The organism is Oscillibacter sp. PC13, assembly GCF_900115635.1.
Taxonomy (GTDB): domain Bacteria; phylum Bacillota; class Clostridia; order Oscillospirales; family Oscillospiraceae; genus Oscillibacter.
Genome location: NZ_FOXE01000004.1, coordinates 92,791 through 116,449, shown reverse-complemented (window position 1 = coordinate 116,449; position 23,659 = coordinate 92,791). Strand labels below are relative to the sequence as shown.

Below are 23,659 nucleotides of genomic sequence, written 5' to 3'. Positions count from 1 at the left end.
GTTTTGATTTCTGTCTGCCGAATTTCTATCTCTGGCGCCTGTCAGGGTTCGAATTCTCGGGACTCTCCACCCTGGCGATATCGGCGCCCAACGCCTGCAGATCCCTGGCAATATCCTGATATCCCCGGTCAATGTGACCGATTTCTGAGATATGGGTATCGCCCTCTGCCGCCAGGGCGGCCACGCACAATGCCGCCCCACCTCTCAAATCCGTACACCGCACCGGTGCGCCGTGAAGCGTCTCTACACCGGTGACCACTGCCACACGGCCGGACACCTGAATTTCTGCCCCCATACGGACCAGTTCGTCCACATGCCGGTAACGATTTTCAAAAATATTTTCTTCGAATACAGTTGCGCCCCGGCTGCGCAGCAAGGCCGCCATTAAAATTGCCTGGGCATCTGTTGGAAAACCCGGATAGGGTGCCGTTCTTACCGTTCTCACTGCCCGCAGCCGCTTCCGGCTGGCGCAGAGAATACCGGAACTGTCAGAGACAATCGTACAGCCTGCCTCCCGCAGTACAGCGGTAACCGGGGCCAGATGCCGCTCCTCAGCCCCTCTGAGAAAGATTTCTCCGCCAGCCGAGGCCGCTGCGCAGAGGTAGGTTGCCGCTACAATCCGATCCGGCATACAGCCATAGACGCATCCGTGAAGCGATTGCCCGCCCTCTACCGTAATGGCAGAACTGCCTGCTCCGGAAACCTTTGCGCCGCAGGCGTTTAGGAAGTTCTGGAGATCCACAATTTCCGGTTCCCGCGCAGCGTTGGAAATCACGGTAGTCTCTGACGCCCCGCAGGCAGCCAGCATCAGGTTTTCCGTCGCCCCTACGGAGGGCAGGCTCAGCAGAATTTCCCGTCCCCGGAGCTCCGCCGCTCTGCAGTGGAGAACGCCGCCCTCATCTGTGATCTCCGCCCCCAAATCCCGCAGGCCGGAGAGATGCAGGTCAATGGGGCGTGGTCCCAGCTCACAGCCGCCCGGATAGCTAAGATCCGCCCTGCCGCATCTGGCTAAAATTGCTCCCAGAAAAATGGCAGAGGATCTCATTTCCCGCATTAGTATATCAGAAATTTCGCAGCGCTTCAAGGCAGCCGTATCGACAATCAGGGTGCTTCCCTCCCACTGCGCCTCGCAGCCCAGATACCGCAGAATCCGGATAGAAGCATCTACATCCCGCAGATGCGGGCAGCCCTCCAGCACCACTTGGCCTCGTGCCAGCAGCGTTGCTGCCAAAATCGGCAGTACGCTGTTTTTCGCCCCCTGGACCGTCACCGAACCCCGCAGACAGCCGCCGCCTCTCACCAAAAGCTGGCTCATACACGTTCCCCTCCGTAACCTAAGATGGTTCAACAGTCCATCCTATGGGCACAGGGAAACGATGGTTACTGTGTAATTTCCAGCACGGTCTGGTAAATCCGTTCCGTTGCGTCCCGGATTCCCATGGATGCCATAGCTTTTTCCATAGAAGCCATGCGCGGCGCATCATGTAGAATTCTGCACGCCTTTTGAAATAGGATCTGACCGGTAGCCTCCTTCTCCAAAAGCACATCAGCGGCACCGGCATTCTCCAACACCCGTGCATTTTTTTCCTGATGGTTGTTGGTCACATACGGGGACGGTACAATCAGCGCCGGGACACCCAGCACCGTCAGCTCGCTGATGGTTGATGCACCTGCCCGGCATATTACCAGATCTGCGGCCCGCATGACAGGGGCCATATCATAAATATACTCCCGCAATTGGATCGCTGGATGCATGTTCACATCCATTTTCTTTTCCTGCAGCATCTGCAGCATCACTGGGTATCCGGCTGCCCCCGCGCCATGAATATGGTGAAAGGGCTCCTTTGCCGCCTCCAGCACTAAGAAGTCCGCCATCTGCCGGTTCATACCGGAAGCCCCCAGCGATCCCCAAAAGGAAACCACCAAGGGTTTTCCATCGTCCACGCCCACCTGCCGCTTAGCCTCCGCCTTAGTCAGCCGCAGGAAGCCGCCCCGTACCGGTGTGCCGGTAACAACCACTTTCTCTGGGTGCTTGTAGTGCTGGCGGCACGCCTCAAATCCAACCATAATGCGGTCTGCAAAAGGCTCCAGCATCTCTGTGGTGAGTCCCGGCACCATATTGGATTCATGAATTGCCGTGGGAATACCCGCCTTGGCAGCCGCCTTCACCATTGGAAAGCTGGCATAGCCGCCCGTGCCAATCACCACATCCGGACGGAACTCCTGTAAAATCGCACGTGCTTCACCGGGCGCCTTCATCAGATTTTTGATGGAGACCAGATTATGCTGAATCTCCTTTGGCTTGAAGGAACGGTGAAAGCTGGAGATGTGGACCGTACGGAATGGGTATCCCGCTTTTGGAATCAGATTTTTTTCCAGTCCCCGTTCCGCTCCTACAAAGAGGAATTCCGTATCGGGAGCCTTTTCATGTATTAAACCTGCCAGCGCCAAGGCCGGATTCACATGCCCCGCCGTTCCGCCGCAGGTAAACAGCACGCGGTGCAGTTTGCTCTCTTTCATAACTCCGCTTCCTCGCTGATTCAAAAATGGCTGCAAAGGCCGGGATCACCCGGCCTTTGTCGGTTTCATCTGTCTTGATACGGACAGCACAATTCCCATCTCTGCCAACTGGATGGACAGGGCGGTTCCTCCATAGCTGAAGAATGGCAGGGAAATACCCGTTGTGGGCAGCAGTCCCGTCACCACACCGATGTTTAAAAATGTTTGAAGGCCAATTAAGGTGGTGATGCCCACTACCAGAAGGCTTCCAAATCTATCGCGGGCATGGAGGGCAATCCAATACCCCCGCAGAATGAGCGCCGCGAACAGCAGCATGATAATGGCAGCGCCAATCAGTCCCAGTTCCTCGCAGACAATTGCAAAAATGAAGTCGTTATGCTCCTCCGGCAGATATAAAAACTTTTGGCGGCTCTTGCCCAGTCCAACACCCAAAAGGCCGCCGGAGCCAATGGTCAGTAGGCTCTGCGCCAGCTGGTAGCCCTTGCCCTGGGCGTCCTCCCAAGGGTTGAGCCAGTAAGTAATCCGGGAGGTATTGTAGCCGATGACAAAGAGCACCACATAAACCATTCCCAGCGCGGCACTGAGCGCCGCGCCGACCCAGCCCCAGTGGATTCCTCCCACCAGCATGAGGGCTGCACCCGCGCCCATAATCAAAATTGCGCCGGAGAGATGCGGCTCCAGGCCTACCAGTACCGCCAGCACCACCAGAATGATGGCGAAGGGCGCAATGCCATACCGGAAAGTGCGCATTTTGTCTTTTTTCTTGGAGATGCTGTCAGAAAAATAGATCACCACCGCCACCTTGGCAATTTCGGAGGGCTGGAACCGGAGCGAAGTGCCCCGAATACCCAGCCAGCGGGTAGCATTGTTTGCGCTGAGCGCAATGGGATTGTGCGGAATCAGCACCAGCACAAGCAGAATGATGGAGAGAAACAACAGCGGTTTTGCCAGTGCACGGAACCGCTGGTAGTTGATTTTGCCGATCAGCAGCATAGCCGCCACGCCCATCACTGCGAAAATTGCCTGCCGGTAAAAATAGGCCATGGGGTTTCCGGACTCGTAATAAGCGGAGGGAAAGCTGGCGGAAAGCAGCATAATCAGCCCAATCCCCGTCAGCAGCAGCACCAGCACAAGAAACGGCAAATCAATGGGCCCCTTGGCCAGTTCCCGGCTCTCCTGCTCCCGCTGGCTCAGTTCTTCCTGGCGCTGCTGCCGGGCCAGGGCTTCTTCCCGGCTGATCGGCCTGCGCCGCCGCTGCTGTTGTGCCATATGCTCCCTCCTTGCAAATATATTCCAGGTGTCCTTCTCCGTTCCTTCAGTCGCTGGACTCAGTAGCGCCCTTGAATTCCAATATACGCAAGTGCGCAGCACACCAGCGTGATGGCAGAGAATACAGTCACCAGCTTTGCCTCGCTCCACCCGGAGAGCTCCAGATGATGATGCAGCGGCGCCATTTTGAAGAACCGTTTGCCGTGAGTAGCCTTGAAATAGGCCACCTGAATAATGTCGGACATCGTCTCCGCAATATAGATGATGCCAACCGGAATCAGAATCAGCGGCATGTCAAATGCAAACCCCAGGGCCGCCACGGCACCGCCCAGAAACAGACTGCCCGTATCGCCCATGAACACCTTGGCGGGGTGGTGGTTATACACCAAAAAGGCTGCCAGTCCCCCCGCCAGCGCCGCCGGGAACAAAGCCTGGCTTCCCCATGTGCCCCAGAGGAGCCCCACTACGGAGAAAAAGGCCATTACCACCAGCGTCACGCTGCCCGCCAGACCGTCAATTCCGTCTGTCAGATTCACGGCGTTCACGCAGCCCACAATGACAAAAGCCGCAAAGATCAAATACACAATCCAGTTGACCGTCCATGTAACGTTCAAAAACGGAACCCACAGGTCGTTGGTCAAAAGGCCTTCATATCGCATCAGGCACAAAAAGCCTACGGCCGCCGCCAGCTGCAGAATAAACTTCTGCTTGGCGGTCAGGCCCTCATTCTGGTGCTGGCGCACTTTACGATAGTCATCCACAAAGCCGATCAGCCCGAATACCAGCGCAAACAGATACAGATACAGATGGAAGAAATCCCCGCTCAGCATCCGCGGCCATCCCAGCACAAATACCGTCACACCCGCGCCGATGATAAACATGACGCCGCCCATTGTGGGAGTCCCGGCCTTGGACTGATGCCAAGTGGGACCGTCTTCCCGAATTTCTTGGCCAGCCTTCAGCTTTCGCAGCTCCGGAATCAGAAACCGGCCGATAAGCAGCGTCAGGACGAATGCCCCCGCCGCCGCGTAAAGTGCTTCTTTCATGCTGTTTTTTCTCCCTCTTCTTCTTTTTCCGGGCACAGTTCCGGCGCTTTGGCAGCATTCCCACTGTGTGGGAAGTTTGTGGTTTATCCGGAGGGGCGGCGCAGGGCCTCGGACTTGCCCCGAAAGCGCCGCCCGGTTATCCCTGTTTTTTCAAATATGCCGCCACAATCTCGCGTTCATCCATATGATGCTTCACATGGTTGATCTCCTGGTAGGTCTCATGTCCCTTGCCGCAGAGGGCAATGACGTCTCCCGGCTGTGCATGGTCCAGGCAGTAGTGAATCGCCTCCACCCGGTTTTCCACAACGACATACGGCACTGCGGTGCCCTCCAGGCCGGGCAGGATGTCGGCGATGATGGCAGCAGGCTCCTCTGTGCGTGGATTGTCAGAGGTCACCACTACAAAATCAGCCAACTCTGCCGCGATTTTTCCCATCTTGGGCCGCTTGGTCCGATCCCGGTCCCCACCGCAGCCAAACAGCGCCACAGTCCGCCCCTTGGCAAACCCTTTCACTGTAGACAGCACATTCCGCAGACCGTCAGGGCTGTGTGCATAGTCAATCAGCACAGTATATGCTTTTCCGGGCGTTGGAACCACCTCTACCCGTCCTTTCACGTGGGGAACGCCGGCCAGCACGCGGGCACTGTTTTCCACCGAAATTCCCAACGCCAGCGCGGCACCCAACACATCCAGCGTATTATATACCATAAATCCGCCGGGAATGCCAACCTTTATTGGGACGCGCCGTGAGTTTACGACGGCGTCAAACATGACACCGCTGGCGCTGAGGGAAATGTTTTCCGCACGCAGGTCCGCCCCCTCACGCTCTCCATAGGAATATTTCCGGCAGGCCGCTCCCTCCATCAGCCGCTCTGACCAGGGGTCATCGGCATTGTATACGCCCACATCACAATTTTGGAACAGGATGCCTTTTGCGTCGCAGTAAGCCTCCATCGTTTTGTGAAAATCCAGATGATCCTGAGTCAAATTCGTGAAAATTCCCACGGCGTAATGCACGCCGTATACCCGGTCCAGTGCCAAAGCATGGGAGGAAACCTCCATCACTACATGGGTACATCCGGCGTCCCGCATCCCAGCAACCAGGCGCTGCAGTTCAAAGGACTCCGGCGTGGTTCGATCGGTAGGCAGAATCTCGTTGCCAATCATATTCTGATTGGTGCCGATAAGCCCCACCTTGGCCCCCGCCGCCTGCTCCAGAATTGCCTTGAGCAGATAGGTGGTGGTGGTTTTACCGTTGGTGCCGGTCACTGCCGCCATCGTCATGGTATCGGCCGGATGCCCGAAGAAGTTCGCCCCCAGTACAGCCAGCGCACGGCGGGAGTTTTCCACTTGTACATAGGGAGCAGGTACCTCTGGCAGCCGCTCACAAAGCACTGCAGCCGCACCGGCGGTCACAGCCTTGTCAATATAGGCGTGACCGTCCGTTTCAAAGCCGCGCATCGCCACAAACAGTTCGCCCGGCTTGGTGCTCCGGGAATCGTAGCTCACATTGGAAATCTCCATCTCCATGTCCGCAGTGGCAGACAGCACAGAAATCCCCTGTAAAAGTTCCTTTAATTTCATGATATGCGCCTCGTTTCTTCCCTTTTTGCTTCTTTAAAATGCCTATTGTATTATAAACAGGCAGAAATGAGAAGTATACGGGAGAATGTGCCGAAAATCATGCAAATCCTGTGGTCAGTCCAAAACGGAGTTATCACCGAATTGGACCGTAACCACCGTGCCGGCCTCCACCTCTGTCCCCGCCGCTGTGACTTGGGAAATGGCGTGGACATTTCCAGAGCTGGAGGTGGTCGCTCCAGCCACTTTCATAATCAATCCTGCATTCGTCATGGCCGTATTGGCCTGAGCCGCACTCAATCCCACCACATTGGGCACCGTGCACAAAGCATCGGACTTTTCCGCCCCCAGATATAGGATAATGGACGCATTATTGGGGACGATGGCACCGCCCACAGGCGTCTGATCCGTAACAGTGGAACCTTCTCCCACGGTCTTATAAGCAAATCCCGCACTGGTCAGTCGTGTTTTCGCATCCTCCAGAGATTTCCCCACCACATTGGGTACCGTCGTATCCGCGCCCACCAGTTCCTCTGCCGTATAGTCCGGATCGATTCCAAGCCAAGGCAGAACCTCGCTCATAATCCGGCTGGCCACAGGGGCCACCATGGTACCGCCAAACACCGGCGTGCCGGTGTTCCGGCTGGGTGTATCCATAGTCAGCAGCATGATCACCTGGGGATCATCCGCCGGGGCAAAACACATAAAGGACACCACTACGTCCCTGGTGCCGGTTTTGTCGGCGGTACCAGTCTTGCCACCGACGCGGTACCCGGTAACCTGGCCGTTTTTGCCACCGCCGTCGGACACCACCCACTCCAGGCATTCCCGCACCAGGGCGGAGGTTTCCTCGCTGACTACCTGACGCACGGGTGTGGCGTCGTGCTGTTCCAGAATGTTTCCGTTGTCATCCAGCACCTGGTCCACAATATAGGGCGTATACAGGTACCCGCCGTTGATGGTAGCGGCCTGGGCGCGGATCAGCGCCAGCGGCGTGACGTTAAACGTCTGACCGAATGCATAGGATGCCAGAGACACCACGTTGGAGTTAAAGCTCTTCTCGTCGGCAAAGATACCGCTGGTCTCACCGATCATGTCCACGCCGGTCTTTTCCATCAACCCGAAGGATTTAAGGTATTTGTAATAGGTCTGGGTGCCAATTTTCAGGCCCATGGTGATAAAGGCCGGGTTGCAGGAGTTCCCGGTGGCCACCTTCAGCGTCTGGGTGCCGTGCCCGGCTTTTTTGGCGCATCCGATGGCCTTATACCAGCCTGGCACCCGGATAGAGCCGGTACAGGTAAAGGTGGTGTTCATATTGACCACACCTTCCTCTAACGCCGTTGCCAGCGTGATGGGTTTGAAGGTGGAGCCGGGCTCATAGGTGGAGTCGATGCACTTATTGCGCCATTGCGTCTGCTGGGCAGTTCCCAGCGCACTCTTATAGGCGTCGCTTCCCTCCTCCAGCCCCTGAAGCGCAGCCTGGAGATCCGTATCGTAAATCTCACTGGGATTCTGCAGATCATAGTTGGGGTAAGTAGCCATTGCCAGAATCGCACCGTTCTTTGGATTCATGACAATGCCGGTGCCGCCGTTGGCAGCGCCGAATTTGTCCAGCATGCTCTTCAAGCCCTTTTCCAGATAATACTGGACATTGGTATCCAGCGTAAGCACCAGGTTGTGTCCGTTTTCTGCATCATAGTATTGCTCATATTGATACAAGAGGTCGCTACCCGCGGCGTTTTTGGCGGTGACCGTCAGCCCCGCCGTCCCCTGGAGCACATCGTCATACTTGGCCTCCAGCCCCATGAGCCCGGAGTTTTCCGTCCCAACAAAGCCAATGACATTGGAGGCCAGTGTGCCGTATGGATAGTACCGCTTGGAATCCGGCTCCATATAAATCCCGCGAAGCTTGGTGGGGCCTTTCGTTGGATCGGCGATTAGAACCGTATCCCCCTCTTCATTGACTGTGGTCAGGGCATTGCCCGCGTCGTCAATTTCCCCATTGATAAACCGGCGGACCTCGTCTGCCACCTCCTGATCTGTGCGGAGCTTGACAATCTCATATTGGGACTGTGTCTTCTCCATTTTTTTCAGGATGCTGTCCTGGTCTACCTCCAGAATCCGGCTGAGGCCCCGGGCGATGTAATTGCTGTCCTGCTCCTTTGCGTGATCACTGATTTCCTTCGGGGAGACGAATACTGTCTCCGCTGTGGCCGAAATGGCCAGTGTGTTGCCGTTCCGGTCATAAATGGTTCCCCGCGAGGCCGTTACCACCGTACTGCGGGTCTGCTGTTTTACCGCTTTTTCCTGCAGTTCCTCGTGTTGGTTGATCTGCAGATCGTATAGCTTCCAGAACAGAAGCAGAAAAGTAACGACGCCCAGCAGCACCATCATCAAAACTGTCCGCCCGCGAATAACCTGATTGGCCCGCCGTGCGGCATCGCTCTTTCTTCCAGGTGTTTTTGCCATGATCAATTGCCTCCTAACCGCCGGGCACCCAATCCCGCCAGCGCTTGAATACCAAAGCAAGGAGTAAGAAGTCCCCCTTCTTACTCCTCACTGTCCATTCATTATAGTGCAGTGTTCAATCAAAATATTCCACCACTGTATAAATGCCGTGGTTCAGGGACGTCAGCAGGCGGCTGAGGATGTCCGGCTCCTCCTTCTGATAAACCACAGCGTTGTCACCATCGCTCAGGTCAATATAGTAAATTTGGCTGTTGCTGGGTTTTCCCATCCCGGCAGCCTCTGCCGCAGCCTTAACAGTTTCCAGATCATACATCCGCTCGTACTGGGCAGTCAGTGTCACATTTTCCGTCTGCAAGGTGGACAACTGGCTTTTCAGTTCCACCACCTGGCTGGATAGTTCCGTCAGCTGAATGTAACTCATCAGCACCAGCACCGCCAATGCTGCCACTGCGCCAAATCCAAGCAGGGAAAACACAGAGAGTTTCTGTTTCTGCCGCACCTGTACCTGTGAAACCCGGCGCACCTGTGGCCGCGCCATAGATTCCTCCCGCGGCTGGCGACGTGCCTCTCCGGCATGACGCAGAGTGTGCTCCCGAACTTCCCGGTCCAGATCATATGCCAGATCACCGTATACGGCGCTTCTGCTGCTATACCCACTGTACCGCAGTTCCCGTGCTGCCGAAGCCACGCCCATTCCTCCTCTTTTGTCCACACACTCCTGCAAAAGCGTTCCTTCCGCAAGGTAAGTCTTTTTTCGTGCAAACGGACGGGCTTCGCCCGGCCGTTTCAAAACTTTATCTGCTGCATCTATAGCAGCCCGTCACACATAGCGGGACTGCTGGCCTGTTACAGATCAAATGAATTACACTTTTCCGCAACCCGCAGCTTCGCACTCCGGGCCCGCGGATTTTCTTTCAGCTCGTCCGAACCGGAAACAACAGGCTTTCGGGTCACCAGTTTGATGGCCGGCTTCTTTCCGCATACGCACACCGGAAACTCCGGTGGGCAAGTGCAGCCTCTGGCCATCTCCGCCAGTGCCCGCTTTACAATCCGATCCTCCAGAGAGTGGAAGGTAATCACTGCCAGCCGTCCTCCCGGGTTTAAGCCGTTTACCGCTGCATGCAGCATGGGCGGCAAGGCATCCAACTCTCCATTGACAGCAATCCGAATTGCCTGAAAGCTGCGCTTTGCCGGATGCTGCTTCTCCCGCAGCGCCGCAGGCGGCATCGCACTCTTGATGATTTCCACCAGTTCCAAGGTTGTCTGAACCGGTGCGGTTTCCCGCGCCCGGAGAATCGCCCTTGCGATAGCCGGAGCGTACCGCTCCTCGCCATACTCATACAGAATGCGGCGCAGTTCCTCTTGGCTCCAGGTATTCACCACCTCGTAAGCCGTCAGCGGCGCATCCTTATCCATCCGCATATCCAAGGGCGCATCCTGCATGTAAGAAAAGCCTCTGGATGCATCGTCCAACTGGGGCGAGGACACACCCAAATCAAAGAGCATCCCGTCTGCGCCGTCGGTGCCGGCCTCTTGGAGGACCGTGTCCAGTTCCGAAAAATTGCTGTGAATCAGCGTCACATGATCCATCCAGGGCGCCAGGCGAATCTTTGCCGCCTCAATCGCTGCCTGGTCACGGTCGATACACACAAGCCGGCCGGTTGTAAGCCTCTGGGCAATCTCGATTGAGTGCCCTGCGCGGCCCAGTGTACCGTCTACATAAATTCCATCAGGACGGATTTGCAGCGCCTCTATGCACTCCCGCAGCAAAACGGGCTTGTGAATATATTCCATAGGCGCTTACCCCCGGCTGCGGCGAGCACGGGCCAGCGCGTCCATGGCCGCCGCCATGTCATCGCTTTCCAGCATCCGCTGTTCCCGCTCCTCCCATGTCTTCTGATCCCAAATTTCCGCAAAGGAGTTCAAGCCCACAATGGTGGCCGTTTTCTTCAGCCCCGCGTGCTTGCGCAGGCTGGCTGGAATCAGAACCCGCCCCTGGGCATCCGGCTCGCACTGAACGGCATTGGCATACAGCAGGGTCAGGGCCCGGGCCTCTGTATAACTTAAATCGTCCATCTCTTCAGACATCTGTTCCCACTTTGCCTGCGGATAGATAGTCAGACAGTGTTCCGCTCCAATCGTAATGTAAAAGGTGTCTCCAAGGGCCTCCCGCATGGTAGAAGGGATAACAAGCCGGCCTTTTGTGTCAATACTGTTATTGGATTTTCCCAATAATCTTGCCACAACCGCCTGCCCCCTTTCCCCGCTTTTTGGCCCCGAGCGGGAAAGTCTGGCACTTAATTGCACTAATTACCCACTTTTCCCCACCACATGCTTTGAGTATAAGCGAAACTCTTTTGGATTGCAAGGATTTTTTTCTGATAGAAATCTCCCAAAAACTGCTAAAATCATGTATTTTGGGGCTAAAAAGTCATTTTCCAAACAGGTGTTCGACACAGGAGCCGTCGGTTTACGTAAAACAGAAGGAACCTGTCGACACAATATCTTGTGTTGATAGGCTCCTTTTTTAAATTCATTTTCAAAATATTGAATATATCAAAAAAGTTTCACAGTTTTTCTCGTCGTTTTTTACAAAATTTTTTAGATTATGGTCGACCCGGCAAAAGCGGTCTGGCAGCACGCTGCCAGACCGCTTTTCATCTTCCACCTTATTCCGGTTCCTCCAAGGATCTTCCCTCCAGCTTTTCCCTCTGCTCCTGCGCTTTTGCCGCCGAAGCGCTGCGGAAGCTGACACGTGACTGCTTCACCTCGTCCAGCGCCGCCTGCACAGCCTCTTCTGTCCGGGCCAGAGCATCCTCAGCATACTCGTTGGCCACCTGATACAGCTGGCGGGACCGCTCCTCCGCCCGGGACACAATCTGCCGGGCTTTCTCCTTTGCTGCATACAGGATTTCACTGTCCGATACCTTAGCCTTTGCATCCAGTTCCGCCTGGCGCATCATACGGTCCACATCCCGTTTGGCGTCATCCACAAACTTCTCCCGGGCAGCCAACAACTCCTGTGCACGCTTGATCTCCACCGGAAGCTGCGCCCGCAACTCATCCAGCAGATCCAGCATTTCATCCCGGTCCACCATACTCATATTTGGCTTCAGCGCAGGGGCCTTCGCGTCTTCGATCCGCTCATACAGCATGTCGATCAGACGGTTGACATCGTTTGCCATATGTTATCCTTCCTTCTTCTCAGTAAGATCCCGCACCAAGGGAATAATGGTTGCGGGCAGGTACTTCTCCAACGGCTGACGGTACCGAATCATCTCCCGTGCCATTGAGGAGCTGAAATGCTGGTAAGCCGGGCTGGCCGGCAGCAGCAGAGTTTCCAGGCCCTCATAAATATTCCTGTTAATCAGGGCCAGCTGATATTCCAAGTCAAAATCCGCCGTGTTGCGCACACCCCGGACAATGGCGGTTGCATGATGGTTCACGGCAAAATCCGCCAGCAAGCCCGGCCACAGCTCCGCCTCCACATTCGGCAGTTCTTCCACTGCCATCTGCACCAGCATCAGCTTCTGTTCCGGCGTAAACATCTGATTTTTCTTTTCAGCGTTGGGGCTGACGCAGACATACACCTGGTCGAAGCAGGCAGCAGCACGGCAAATCAAGTCCATGTGTCCCAGTGTAATGGGATCAAAACTTCCCGAGCAAATGGCTGTTCTCATGACTCTTTTCCCTTTTCTTCATTTCCGGTGCGGTGATAGATCGTCACTCCGATCTTCCCATAGCGGTAGGTGCGGTGGATGCGGTAAGGCGCCTCCAATACCGGCAGCAGACGCTCTGCGGGATGTTCCGCCACAATTATACCATGCGGTTTGAGAATGTCAAATCCTGCGATATGGGCAATTGCGAGTTCCACCAGCCCTGCCTCATAAGGCGGATCCAGAAAAATGAGGTCAAACGGTTCCCGGAGCGTTTTTAAAAACTCCAAAGAGTCTCCAGCCACTACCCGGGCCCGGTCCTGGAGGCCGGTTGCTTGCAAATTCTCACGAATCAGTCTCACCGCATCAGCCCGGCGGTCCACAAACACGGCTGAGGCCGCACCCCGGCTGAGGCACTCGATTCCCAACTGGCCGGTCCCCGCAAACAAGTCCAGCACTTTCCGTCCCTCGATGTCAAACTGCAGGGCGCTGAACATCCCCTCCTTCACCCGATCGGTGGTAGGGCGGGTCTCCATCCCCTCCAGTTCTTTCAATCGCCGTCCCCGGGCGGAACCTGTGATCACACGCATGGCGGTATCTCCTTTTCTTGCACTTCCGCCGGCGGCGGTTTCATAACTTGGTTTATTTTACGGCAAACTTCTGCACATTTCAATAGGATTCCGCCGCTCTGCGCATTCTTTTTTAGACTTGTACTTTATAGAAGAATCGTATATAATAGAATTCTCAAAGTACGGGTATCCGTCACTGCGATTTTCCTGAGGAGTGCGGCGCTGCCGCCTCTTCTCTCCATACTTGGGAAAGAAAGGACGTTCTCATGATTCAATTCAAGTCTGATCAGGGTGAGATCTCCGTCAGCAGCGCCGTGTTTTCCAACATCACCGGAATTGCTGCCACCAATTGCTTCGGCGTAAAGGGTATGGCCTATCGTTCCATGACCGACGGCCTGGTGCATCTTCTGCGCCGGGAAGCCATGAGCAAGGGTGTCAATATCACCTATCACGAAGACAACTCCATTTCCATCGAGCTCCATATCATTGTGGAGAACGGCGTCAACCTCCCCGCAGTCTGCCGTTCCATTATGAACGAAGTGCGGTATGTGGTGACCAAGAATACCGGCGTGTCCGTCAAAGCTGTGGACGTGTGCGTCGATTCCATGACCCTGTGAGGGAGGAACAAGGAAAATGAACGAACAAATTACCGGCGCGCTGTTCAAGCAGATGATTCTGCACGGCGCTGCCGTCATCACTGCTCACAAGCAGTCCATTAACGATTTAAATGTGTTCCCTGTCCCGGACGGCGACACGGGGACCAACATGTCCATGACCATCGGTACAGCCGTCACGGAGCTGCGGAAGACCGCCCCTTCCACGGTGGACCAAGCTGCCTCTACCACCGCCTCTGCTTTGCTGCGGGGTGCCCGGGGCAACTCCGGCGTCATTCTCTCCCTGTTGTTCCGGGGGATTTCCAAAGGGCTGAAGGGTTTGGAAAGCGCGAATGCTGCCACGTTTGCCGCCTCCATGCAGGAGGGCGTTTCCGCCGCCTACAAGGCCGTCATGAAACCCGCCGAGGGTACCGTTCTCACCGTCTCCCGTTTGGCGGCTAAGCGGGCTGTGGAAGTGGCCGCCGAGGAAAAGAATGTGGAAAAGGTCTTGGAAGAAGCGATTCGCGAAGGGTATGATGCCCTTGCCCAGACAATTGAGATGAACCCCGTCCTGAAAAAAGCCGGCGTGGTGGATGCCGGCGGAAAGGGTTACCTTCTGATTTTAGAGGGCATGCTGGCAGAGATGCGGGGCGAGCCCATGCCTGCGTCCTCAGAGGAGCCTGTGGAAGAGAAACACAAGGCGGACTTCAACGCGCTTTCTGCTGAGGAGATCACCTTTGCCTTCGATACCGTGTTTATTGTGCGAAAATCCGCTCCGGATGTCTCACTGGAGCCATTCCGAACCTATCTGAACAGCATTGGCGATAGTCTGGTCATCGGCGAGGACGACGAGGCCTTTAAGGTCCACGTTCACACCAACATTCCCGGCAGCGCGCTGAATGAGGCGCAGAAATACGGTACGCTGGAGCTGGCTAAGATTGAGAATATGCGCACCCAAGCGGATGACCTGGCCGCCGGCAGAACCGCCCAAAGTACCGATGACCTTGATGCTGTGGAGGCCGAGTTGGAATCCGCCCCCGAGGAAGACGCCCATATGATCGCCGCGCCGGAGAAACAGTACGGCTTTCTTGCGGTCTGCGCCGGCGATGGCCTTGCCGCTGTATTTCAGGATTTGGGTGCCGACGGCGTGGTCTCCGGCGGGCAGACCATGAACCCTTCCACCGAGAGCATTTTGGCCGGAATCAATAAAATTCCCGCGGAAACGGTATTTGTCCTGCCCAACAACGGCAACATCATCATGGCCGCACAGCAGTGCAGCGCCCTGACGGAGAAAAATGTGGTGGTCATCCCCTCCAAAACCGTACCTCAGGGAATTACTGCCATGATGAACGTGGATTTTGAGGCACCAGATGCGGCTTCCATCACTGCCGCCATGACGGAAGCACTTTCTTCTGTCACCACCGCCCAGATTACCTACGCCGCCCGGGATTCCGACTTTGATGGATTCGACATTAAAGAGGGCGATTATCTGGCCCTGGAAGAGGGCAAGCTCTTCGGCACCGACGGTTCCCTGGATACCTTACTGCGGCGCCTGGCCGAAGATGCAGTGAAGCGGGAATCTTCATTCATCTCCCTGTATTTCGGCGAGGATGTGTCTGAGGAAGACGCCCAAAAGGCCGGAAAGCTTTTTGAAGACGTGTGCCCGGATGCCGAAGTGGCCATTCTCTCCGGCGGACAGCCCGTTTACTACTATATTATTTCTATGGAGTAACTCTCCCATCTGCTGAACAAGGCCTCCGGCTTATAGCCGGAGGCCTTGTTTGATTTCTAATTTTGATACCAAATCAGCATATGAAGATGGGTTTCCGTATTACCAGGGTTCTGGTAGCCGTGAATCTGGTCCGCTGGAAAACGCATGGAATCTCCTGCCGCCAGCAAATAGGCCCCTTCCCCGGCGGTAATTTTTGCCTGTCCACAAAATACGGTGATAAACTCCTCTGTACCTGGCATGTGGGGCTGCGCCTCCAAATGCCCGCCCGGCTGGATAGCCACCCGGTAGGTCTCAAACTGCTTCTCCCCGTCAAAGGTGAAGGCGGGACAAATAACATACCGGCCTTCATCCTCTTCCATGGGAGTAGCCGTATTGCCACGTACCACCACTGGCTGCTGCCTGGAGCCTTCCACCAAGGAGGTAAACGAAACCTTATAGCCCCCGGCAATCTTCCACAGCACGGAAATGGTGGGGTTCACGTCTCCCCCCTCAATTCGGGCCAACATACTGCGGGACACACCGGTAAGCGCCGCAGCGGCATCCAATGTCAGCTTTTTCTGTTCCCGAATGCGCTTGGTATTTTCTGCTACTGTTAGTTGAATATCCAAAAGTGCCCACCCTCCTATTGATGGGATATTGTAATTGTAGTACATTATAAGGGAAATCCGTTATATTGGACTTCTATATTCTGATATTGTAATGCATAACATGCATAATAAGATGGAGGCCAAGCATTATGTTGTTTCCCTGGTTCCAGTTTCTGACATACGCCTTTGCCACTGCAGTGACTCCCGGCCCCAATACTCTGGCATCCATGTCCAACGGCGGCAGGCTGGGGTTCCGCCGGGCTCTGCCCTTCAATTTCGGAATTCTGGTTGGTTTTTCTGTGGTGATGCTGGCCTGTACCATTTTGTGCGGGACTGTATCTGCTCTGATTCCAAAGATCAGGGTGCCTATGCTGGTCATCGGGGCGGCCTATATGCTGCACCTAGCCTGGAAAACCTGGCGCAGCGGTTCTCTGGCAGAAGAAAGTCACAGTGGCAGCGGCTTCCGAGACGGGTTGCTGCTGCAGTTTGTCAATCCCAAAATTTACATCTACGGTATTGTCTCCATGGAGTCCTATGTGCTCCCCGTCTATCAGGGGCAAACCGCCGTACTGGCAGGCTTTGCCCTGCTTCTGGCCTTCATCGGTTTTGCACTGACGCTCTGCTGGTCAGCCTTTGGCTCCGCCTTCCGGCTGCTGTTTTCCAAATACGCAAGGGTCACCAATACCGTCATGGCATTGGTACTGGTGTGGTGCGCGATTTCGTTGTTTCTGTAATTGCCTGGTTTTCCCTATTGTTTCCTACGCATCCTTTCTGAATGCCCAAACAGCCGCCGCGGAGAATTCTCCGCGGCGGCTGTTTCCTTGTTATAGTTTTGCCAGCTCGGCGGCAACACTCTCCTCGCAGGCGCGCATGGCCTGCAGCGTCTTGTCCATCAGCTCCTCCAACGGCCATCCCAGTTGCTCCGCACCGGTTTTAATCACATCCCGGGAGCAGCCTGCGGCAAACTTCTTATCTTTGAATTTCTTCTTCAAAGAGCTCAGCTCCATATCCTGGCAGCTCTTGCTGGGCCGCATCAAGACCGCTGCGCCGATGAGGCCCGTTAACTCATCCGCCGCAAAGAGGACTTTCTCCATCTCCTCTGTGGGCTCCACATCAGAGCACAGACCGTATCCATGGCTGCATACGGCATGGACAAACTCCTCGCTGCAGCCGATTTCTGCCAACAGCTCCGGGGCCTTTTTGCAGTGCTCCTCCGGCCAATTCTCAAAATCCACATCGTGGAGAAGACCCACGGTGGCCCAAAAATCCGCATCCTCCCCGTAGCCCAACTCGCCCGCGTACCAGCGCATCACGCGCTCCACCGTCAGGGCATGCTGAATGTGGAAATGCTCCTGGTTGTATTTTTGCAGCAGCGCCAACGCGGCGTCTCTCTCAGGACATGCTTTCATAAAAACTTCTCTCCTTTTTGTTGTCCTCCGCGCCTGACGGCGCGTTTATAGGGGTAGTCTGTGCCCCTCAAACCAGCGGAATTCTTTCCGTCAGTCTGCATCCGGTGCAGGCGCCCTGCCGTGTCCGCGCGGGTCCGGGTCCCCATCCAGGGTGACAAAGTAGTCGTAATAGGGCAGCAGAAATTCATATCCCTGTTTCAGATGCCCCACAATGTCCCGGCAGAACAGTTCCTCCGTCAGCTTGTCGCTGTGGCAGACGGAAAAGGACTTCATCCGATACCAGGGTTCCAGCATCTTGGAGGGTGCAGCGGCCCTTGGTTTTTTATACTCCTCTGCCTCCAGCACAAATTCCTGCTGGTTGTTCAGCTTCCGGGTCAGGGTTTCCATGATCTTGGGAGCCCGATCAATCCGGGCGCGAAGCTTGGCCATGGTCAGAGGCTTCGGCATATAATAGCCCATGCCATAGGTCCATCCCTCCGGCATCAATTCAAACCAAAAGGTTGGGTGAGCGGTCCATTGCTCTGAAGGCTGCTCCACGGAAAACCACAGGCTTTCCTTATACGGCCCCCGGCCGTGAAGCCGCCGGGCGTCCCGGTAGATACGGGTCACCTTTCGAATCAGGCCGCAGTCCGGCCGCTTGTCGGAGAGAAATTCATAAATTTCGTCTCCCAATTCCCTCATGGGCTGGTAAAACTGGGTGAGATAGATCTGTTTGTTGGCCTCAAACCAGGTCCGCTCGTTGTTGAAGCGGATGCCCCACATAAAGTCTACGGTCTCTTCGGTAAATCCGGTAAACATGGCATTCTCCCGTCAGATTTCAAATTCTATGACAGTATAACACAAAAGCTTTGCAGGAGCAATCACCGCAATCGACAAAAGAAAGGCCGGAGATCTCTCTCCGGCCCGGTGTCTCTCCCTTATTCCGCCTGCGCCGCTTCCATGATAAACCTGGTGCACAGCTCATATCCCAGAATGCCGCTGTCCAGTGAGAGGTGATAGTTGCGGCTGTCTCCCCACTTCTTCCCGGTATAGCGGCTGTAATATGTATGGCGGCTGCTATCCCGCTTGGTCATCAGCCGCTGAATTTCCGTGGCGTCGGTAATTCCGGTCAGTTGACTGACCCGCACCGCCCGGTGAATCTCATCGGCATGGATAAAAACGTTCAGGCTGTCGATTCCGTTCTTTCGCAGAATCTCATCGGCACAGCGGCCCAAAATCACGCAGGGCCCCTCCTGGGCGAAGCGCAGGATAATGGCCTGCTGCACATCGTGGATAACCTCCTGCGTGTCATGAAAATAGGTGCTGGAGGCAGAACAGATGCTCTTCAGGATGGAGTCCGTCTTGGTAACATCCTCTTCCTCATTTTCAATCAGCTCCGTGTCAAAGCCGCTGGCCTTCGCTGTCTCCCGGACAATGTCCCGGTCATAGAACTGAATGCCCAGCTTCTCCGCCACCTGTTTTCCAATGGAGTGGCCGCCTGCGCCGTATTCACGGCTGATGGTAATGACTTTCATTGCGATCCCCCAGTCTCCCCGCCTGTCTGCGGGGATTTCCTCTTGTGCGTATCATATCATATTCTGGCCATAGACGCAACGAAAATCTCCCTGCTTTTCCTTACAGTGCCCGTTCCAGCAGAGCCATCAGCTGGTCCGCATCCCGGTAGGACTCCTCCCCCAGCTGGTTCAGAAGCCGGGTCAAACAGGGATCTGTAGTGCCGTCTGCCGCCCGGAGATAGTTCAGGCCGTTGCAGGCCTCCACATGATACCGCTCCCGCAGGGCGCTGCACCACTGGCTCACAAATATGCGCTCACAGTTGATGGAGGCTTGATAGCACTGTCCGGTAATCAGATAATACACCGCCATCAGGCGCTTCGCGCGGCCCCCTGCGGCAGCAGCAAGATCCCGCAGTCTTTGCCGGGCCCAGGAGGGGGCCTGGTGTGCAAAGGCCAGATAATACCGTCGGTCCGCCAGCTCCTCTTCAATGAAGCCCTCAATCACCTCCAGCATTTCCATGGCCGCGCTCCCCATGCAGCAGGGATTCGCCTGTGCGCCGGGAAGCTGTTCTTCCGCTGTCAGCGCGGCGGATGGCGGTGTGTTCTGTACCGGCTGCGCCTGAGGCTGCCCAGGCAATTCCGCCATGGCTGGTACCGCCGCTTCCCGAATACCCGGATACGGCTCCAGGTTTGGGGCCACCCTCTGCCAGACACGGTCATATTGGCGATAGTCGTACCCATTGGGGCTATGTAAATCTTGTTCCATAAAAGTCCCTCCTTTTCTACCCAGCATATGCCCGGAAGAAAAAAGCGTTCCTGTTGCACCCGCAACAGGAGGATTGTATAAAATCCGGTTACAATACCTCCATACAGCTTTAGACGCAGCTGCTTTGCAGTACACAGGCTGCTGAGCGGCCGCATGCTGCGCGGTTCCGCCATGGCGCAGGGAAGCCCATTTCCCCGGATTTTCCCTTCAGAGAAAGAAAACAGTGGAATCCCGTGCTTCCCGTTGCTTTTTCTATCTGTTTCTGCTAGAATAAGAACGCTATGAGCATTTTCGCAGAAGGAGGTTCCGTTTATGCTGGAACTGAAACATATCAGCTATGTCGTCCGTGAGGGAGATGACGAGCTGGGCATTTTGAAAGACATTTCACTGACCATTGATGACCACAGGCTGGTGGTATTTACCGGCCCCAACGGGGGCGGTAAAACCACTTTGGCTAAAATTATCATGGGTCTGGTGCAGCCCACTGCAGGCCAGATTATTTGGAACGGCCAGGACATTACCCATTTGGGCATCACAGAGCGGGCACGTCTCGGCATCAGCTACGGTTTCCAGCAGCCGCCCCGCTTCAAGGGGCTGACCGTCCGAAATCTGTTGACCTTGGCCTCCGGGGATGAGAAGCTGTCCAAGGATCGTTGCTGCCAGTATCTGACCAAGGTTGGCTTATGTGCCAACGACTATCTGGACCGGGAGGTGGACGTCAGCCTCTCCGGCGGTGAGGTCAAGCGGATTGAAATCGCCTCCATCCTGGCCCGGAACGGATCGCTGATGATCTTTGACGAGCCGGAGGCTGGCATCGATCTATGGAGCTTCGCCCGCCTGACGGAGACCTTTGAGCAAATCCATGCCACGGGCAAGGCCACGATGATCATTATCTCTCATCAGGAGCGCATCATCTCTCTGGCGGACGAGGTAGTCGTCGTCGGGGATGGCACCATCCGCCATCGCGGCTCTGCCGACGAAATATTGCCTCAGATTCTGGCGGACACCCTGAGCGGCTGTCCCGTCTTGACGAAAGAAGGTGCTGCGAAATGATGGAAACTGAAATTGACCGCGAGCTACTGGAAAAGATTGCCGATTTGATCGGCAAGCCCGTGGGTGCTTTCAATATTCGCAAGGACACTGGCTGCGACGGCCGCCAGTCCACGGAGCATATCGATATCACTGGCAAAACTGACGGCAAGTCGGGTATCGACATCCGCATCAAGGACGGCACAGTGGGTGAAACCTGCCACATCCCTGTGATCATCACCAAGCCCGGTATCGAGGAGACGGTATACAACGACTTCTATATCGGTGAGAACTGCAGCGTGGAAATTGTGGCTGGCTGTGGCATTCACAACTGCGGCGACCAGGACAGCCGTCATGACGGCATCCACACATTCCACGTGGGCAAGCACTCCCATGTGCATTACACGGAAAAGCACTATGCCGAGGGCGACGGCAAGGGCAGCAAGATCTTTAACCCTCAGACGATTGTCTATCTGGAGGAGGGTGCCTCCATCCAAATGGACACCACCCAGATCCGGGGTGTGGACTCCACCAAGCGGTACACCAAAATCGTCTGCGGCAAGGATGCCGAGGCCGTCATCACTGAGCGTCTGCTGACCCATGGAGAGCAGGTCGCGGAAAGCGACATGGAAATCGACCTGGACGGAGAGAACTCCAAGGGGCGGGTGATCTCCCGTTCCGTGGCCCAGGACTCCTCCAGTCAGGTGTTCTACCCCCGAATGGTGGGCAACGCCCAGTGCTTTGGCCATGTCCAGTGCGACTCCATCATCATGGGAGACGCCAAGATCAAGTCCATCCCCGCCATCACCGCCAATTGCACGGAGGCACAGCTGGTTCACGAGGCCGCCATCGGCAAGATCGCCGGCGACCAGCTTTTGAAGCTGGAGACGCTGGGCCTCACGGAGGAAGAGGCCGAGGACTGCATCCTGAAGGGCTTTTTGGCATAATCAAACAAGGCGGCTGGCAGAATGCCAGCTGCCTTCTTATATTCCGCTGCTTCTCTTTTTGGCAGCTCCTATCCCCTTTTCACCCTGTTTGCGCATCGTTTCTCATATTCTCTTAGTATTATTTTTAGTACTTGACAATACAAGGTAGTTGGTATAATATCATTCTCAAAGGGGAGATGTTATGAACGCGCAGTTCAAAAAGGGCGTGCTGGAGCTGATTGTGCTGGAATCTGTCCGCAAGCGGGATATGTACGGCTATGAACTGGTGGCCGAAGTCTCCAAAGTTGTGGATGTAAATGAAGGCACCATCTACCCCCTGCTGAAACGTCTGACCAACGAGCACTATTTTGAGACCTACCTCCGGGAGTCTTCAGAGGGCCCGCCGCGAAAATACTATCACCTGACTGCCGCCGGTGTTTTATACCGGGACGCTTTAGAGTCGGAATGGATCCAGTTTTCAAAACAGGTCAACGCATTCTTAAAGGAGCATGTGGAATGAACAAGCAGGAATTTTTAAAGGATCTGCAGAGCCGTATCCGCATTCTGGCGGATGCGGAGCAGCAAGATATTCTGGCGGAATACGCGCAGCACATCGATTTGCGCACCGCTTCCGGTCTTTCCGAAGAGGAGGCCATCCGCGACTTTGGCGACCCGGGGCAGCTGGCATCTGAAATTCTGGAGGCCTATCATGTGGACCCAGCTCGCCTGATGGCAGAGCCATCTGGAAAGGAAACTGCAGATATGGTCGGCGCTCTGCGGCGGGCCGGTTCCAAAGCTGGGGGCACACTCCGCCGTCTTGGCATACGTATCGCCAGCAGTGTCTGCTCCATCGGCCAGCGCCTCTCTGCCGGTGTGAACCGTCTGGGCCGGTGGACAGTCTCTTTTTTTCACCAGTGCGGTCTGGCTCTGCGCCGCCTCTTCCGTCGCCCGTCCCAATCAGAAAGCACTGTTCCACAATCTGTAAAGGAGGATCCCCACATGAACGTGGTTTCCACCCCCTCCCACCGGGGACACCAGGTGCTGCGTGCAGTAAAACGCCTTTGCACCGGCCTGCTGCGGCTTCTCTGGAATCTTCTGCTGGCCCTGTGCGCCGTTCCGTTTATTGCGGCCGGAATGTTGGCGTTGGTGGGCATCGGGCTTCTGGCCGTGCTGCTGATACAGGGCTATCCATTGATTGGAATTCTACTGTGCTGCCTGGGAGCCGTCCTCTGTTGTGCCGCGATTCTGGGACTTGGCATCACCCTGATCTGGCATCGCCCTCTCCCGGCAGAAAATCCGGAGGAGTCCCAGGCAATAGAAGCGTCTCCCGCTGAAATCATCGTTCGGACAGTAGAACTGGCTGCCTCGCAGCCGGAGAGAGAAGAGGTGAATCATCATGCGTAACCTCCGTTTGATCATGCTGGGCCTTCTCTGCAGCGGGCTGCTGTTGGGCGGCATCGGCGCCGGCGTGGCTTTTTCTGAGTTTTCTTCCTTCAGCTATGCCGGGGAACAGCTCATTGACGGCGCCCAGCGCCGCACCCAGTGCTTTACCGTTCAGCTGGAGAGTACCGTCGGCTCGGTCTCCATTCAGGACTACTCCGGCGTTGGCACTGTCCGCTTGAAGGATGTGGTCCGCCTGGAAGCCAGCAACGACGTGACTCCAGGTACCCTCCAGTGGGAGATCACCTATCAGTCTGCCGGTCCGGAGGCCGGTGTCTGGGCGGACTACTCCTCAGAAAAAGATCAGGAGTGGCTCCACTTCTCCTGGCAGGGACACTCCTGCAGCGATTTGGCGCTGTTGATAGCCTGCAAGGATCAGGTTCTATCTGATATTAAGGCACACCGCCTGGGTGACTACATTCCAGCCCTGCTGGAAGAAGCGGTGATTTATGTGAATCCTGCCGACATTTCCCGGATCAGTCTGGACTGACGGCCGGAGCATGTGTATTGATCATTCAGGCTATCTTAAAGCGCCTGACAGTAAAAAAGCGGGACCGCCAGAGCGGTCCCGCT

Annotated in this window: 25 protein-coding genes; 8 read left to right on the top strand and 17 right to left on the bottom strand. The window is 55.6% G+C overall.

The window, feature by feature from the left end; genetic code table 11:
• Nucleotides 1–25: 25 nt before the first annotated feature.
• The 12 genes from murA to rsmD form a co-directional block, all read right to left on the bottom strand.
• On the bottom strand, nt 26–1,315 hold the full coding sequence (gene murA / locus BMZ81_RS03470; RefSeq protein WP_091128664.1) for a UDP-N-acetylglucosamine 1-carboxyvinyltransferase: 1,290 nt from the start codon (nt 1,313–1,315) through the stop codon (nt 26–28).
• Between the two features lie 65 nt (nt 1,316–1,380).
• Nucleotides 1,381–2,520: an undecaprenyldiphospho-muramoylpentapeptide beta-N-acetylglucosaminyltransferase gene (gene murG / locus BMZ81_RS03465; RefSeq protein WP_091128662.1), complete on the bottom strand. Its 1,140-nt coding sequence runs from the start codon at nt 2,518–2,520 to the stop codon at nt 1,381–1,383.
• 45 nt (nt 2,521–2,565) lie between these two features.
• Nucleotides 2,566–3,789 carry a putative lipid II flippase FtsW gene (ftsW, locus tag BMZ81_RS03460; RefSeq protein WP_177187183.1) on the bottom strand — a complete coding sequence of 408 codons (1,224 nt, stop codon included), beginning with the start codon at nt 3,787–3,789 and terminating at the stop codon, nt 2,566–2,568.
• Nucleotides 3,790–3,848: 59 nt separating this feature from the next.
• On the bottom strand, nt 3,849–4,835 hold the full coding sequence (gene mraY / locus BMZ81_RS03455) for a phospho-N-acetylmuramoyl-pentapeptide-transferase (protein ID WP_091128660.1): 987 nt from the start codon (nt 4,833–4,835) through the stop codon (nt 3,849–3,851).
• Between the two features lie 136 nt (nt 4,836–4,971).
• On the bottom strand, nt 4,972–6,420 hold the full coding sequence (locus BMZ81_RS03450; RefSeq protein ID WP_091128658.1) for a UDP-N-acetylmuramoyl-L-alanyl-D-glutamate--2,6-diaminopimelate ligase: 1,449 nt from the start codon (nt 6,418–6,420) through the stop codon (nt 4,972–4,974).
• Between the two features lie 114 nt (nt 6,421–6,534).
• The gene (locus tag BMZ81_RS03445) at nt 6,535–8,886 is read right to left on the bottom strand and encodes a penicillin-binding transpeptidase domain-containing protein (RefSeq protein ID WP_242942556.1); all 2,352 of its coding nucleotides are present in this window, start codon (nt 8,884–8,886) and stop codon (nt 6,535–6,537) included.
• 115 nt (nt 8,887–9,001) lie between these two features.
• A complete protein-coding gene (locus tag BMZ81_RS03440) occupies nt 9,002–9,580 on the bottom strand; it encodes a hypothetical protein (protein ID WP_091128656.1) in 579 nt (192 codons plus the stop codon).
• 152 nt (nt 9,581–9,732) lie between these two features.
• Nucleotides 9,733–10,680, bottom strand: a complete 948-nt coding sequence (gene rsmH / locus BMZ81_RS03435; RefSeq protein ID WP_091128654.1) for a 16S rRNA (cytosine(1402)-N(4))-methyltransferase RsmH — start codon at nt 10,678–10,680, stop codon at nt 9,733–9,735.
• 6 nt (nt 10,681–10,686) lie between these two features.
• The gene (mraZ, locus tag BMZ81_RS03430; protein WP_091128651.1) at nt 10,687–11,130 is read right to left on the bottom strand and encodes a division/cell wall cluster transcriptional repressor MraZ; all 444 of its coding nucleotides are present in this window, start codon (nt 11,128–11,130) and stop codon (nt 10,687–10,689) included.
• Between the two features lie 425 nt (nt 11,131–11,555).
• The gene (locus BMZ81_RS03425) at nt 11,556–12,071 is read right to left on the bottom strand and encodes a hypothetical protein (protein WP_091128648.1); all 516 of its coding nucleotides are present in this window, start codon (nt 12,069–12,071) and stop codon (nt 11,556–11,558) included.
• Between the two features lie 3 nt (nt 12,072–12,074).
• Nucleotides 12,075–12,566 (bottom strand): pantetheine-phosphate adenylyltransferase, encoded by a 492-nt coding sequence (gene coaD, locus BMZ81_RS03420; RefSeq protein ID WP_091128647.1) that lies wholly within the window; start codon nt 12,564–12,566, stop codon nt 12,075–12,077.
• Complete coding sequence (rsmD, locus tag BMZ81_RS03415) at nt 12,563–13,132, bottom strand: 16S rRNA (guanine(966)-N(2))-methyltransferase RsmD (RefSeq protein WP_091128645.1); 570 nt, start codon at nt 13,130–13,132, stop codon at nt 12,563–12,565. Before rsmD ends, coaD begins: the two co-directional genes overlap by 4 nt.
• Before the next feature lie 245 nt (nt 13,133–13,377).
• Here rsmD and BMZ81_RS03410 point away from each other — a divergent pair, with 245 nt between their 5' ends.
• Nucleotides 13,378–13,728 carry an Asp23/Gls24 family envelope stress response protein gene (locus tag BMZ81_RS03410; RefSeq protein WP_177187182.1) on the top strand — a complete coding sequence of 117 codons (351 nt, stop codon included), beginning with the start codon at nt 13,378–13,380 and terminating at the stop codon, nt 13,726–13,728.
• A gap of 16 nt (nt 13,729–13,744) precedes the next feature.
• A complete protein-coding gene (locus BMZ81_RS03405; RefSeq protein WP_091128642.1) occupies nt 13,745–15,436 on the top strand; it encodes a DAK2 domain-containing protein in 1,692 nt (563 codons plus the stop codon).
• Nucleotides 15,437–15,492: 56 nt separating this feature from the next.
• Here the strand turns inward: BMZ81_RS03405 and BMZ81_RS03400 are convergent, their stop codons facing one another.
• The gene (locus BMZ81_RS03400) at nt 15,493–16,044 is read right to left on the bottom strand and encodes a helix-turn-helix domain-containing protein (RefSeq protein WP_242942555.1); all 552 of its coding nucleotides are present in this window, start codon (nt 16,042–16,044) and stop codon (nt 15,493–15,495) included.
• 128 nt (nt 16,045–16,172) lie between these two features.
• Here BMZ81_RS03400 and BMZ81_RS03395 point away from each other — a divergent pair, with 128 nt between their 5' ends.
• Nucleotides 16,173–16,757, top strand: coding sequence for a LysE family transporter (locus BMZ81_RS03395; protein WP_091128637.1), 585 nt, complete (start codon nt 16,173–16,175; stop codon nt 16,755–16,757).
• A 90-nt stretch (nt 16,758–16,847) separates the two neighbouring features.
• On the opposite strand, the gene BMZ81_RS03390 is transcribed toward BMZ81_RS03395, so the two are convergent.
• The 4 genes from BMZ81_RS03390 to BMZ81_RS03375 form a co-directional block, all read right to left on the bottom strand.
• Nucleotides 16,848–17,432: an HD domain-containing protein gene (locus tag BMZ81_RS03390; RefSeq protein WP_091128634.1), complete on the bottom strand. Its 585-nt coding sequence runs from the start codon at nt 17,430–17,432 to the stop codon at nt 16,848–16,850.
• Between the two features lie 90 nt (nt 17,433–17,522).
• Nucleotides 17,523–18,230 carry a DUF2461 domain-containing protein gene (locus BMZ81_RS03385; protein ID WP_091128632.1) on the bottom strand — a complete coding sequence of 236 codons (708 nt, stop codon included), beginning with the start codon at nt 18,228–18,230 and terminating at the stop codon, nt 17,523–17,525.
• A gap of 119 nt (nt 18,231–18,349) precedes the next feature.
• Entirely contained in the window at nt 18,350–18,946 is a 597-nt protein-coding gene (locus BMZ81_RS03380) for a cytidylate kinase-like family protein (protein WP_091128629.1), read from the bottom strand.
• Nucleotides 18,947–19,046: 100 nt separating this feature from the next.
• Nucleotides 19,047–19,691, bottom strand: coding sequence for a rubrerythrin family protein (locus tag BMZ81_RS03375; RefSeq protein WP_091128627.1), 645 nt, complete (start codon nt 19,689–19,691; stop codon nt 19,047–19,049).
• A gap of 312 nt (nt 19,692–20,003) precedes the next feature.
• Here BMZ81_RS03375 and BMZ81_RS03370 point away from each other — a divergent pair, with 312 nt between their 5' ends.
• The 5 genes from BMZ81_RS03370 to BMZ81_RS03350 all read left to right on the top strand — a co-directional run bounded on the left by BMZ81_RS03370 (nt 20,004) and on the right by BMZ81_RS03350 (nt 23,576).
• Nucleotides 20,004–20,744, top strand: a complete 741-nt coding sequence (locus BMZ81_RS03370; RefSeq protein WP_091128624.1) for an ABC transporter ATP-binding protein — start codon at nt 20,004–20,006, stop codon at nt 20,742–20,744.
• Complete coding sequence (locus tag BMZ81_RS03365) at nt 20,741–21,667, top strand: SufB/SufD family protein (protein ID WP_177187181.1); 927 nt, start codon at nt 20,741–20,743, stop codon at nt 21,665–21,667. The genes BMZ81_RS03370 and BMZ81_RS03365 overlap by 4 nt, the downstream gene beginning before the upstream one ends.
• Before the next feature lie 181 nt (nt 21,668–21,848).
• Nucleotides 21,849–22,166 carry a PadR family transcriptional regulator gene (locus BMZ81_RS03360; RefSeq protein ID WP_091128621.1) on the top strand — a complete coding sequence of 106 codons (318 nt, stop codon included), beginning with the start codon at nt 21,849–21,851 and terminating at the stop codon, nt 22,164–22,166.
• Nucleotides 22,163–23,050, top strand: coding sequence for a DUF1700 domain-containing protein (locus tag BMZ81_RS03355; protein ID WP_091128619.1), 888 nt, complete (start codon nt 22,163–22,165; stop codon nt 23,048–23,050). The genes BMZ81_RS03360 and BMZ81_RS03355 overlap by 4 nt, the downstream gene beginning before the upstream one ends.
• Nucleotides 23,043–23,576, top strand: coding sequence for a hypothetical protein (locus tag BMZ81_RS03350; protein WP_091128616.1), 534 nt, complete (start codon nt 23,043–23,045; stop codon nt 23,574–23,576). The genes BMZ81_RS03355 and BMZ81_RS03350 overlap by 8 nt, the downstream gene beginning before the upstream one ends.
• Nucleotides 23,577–23,659 lie beyond the last annotated feature (83 nt).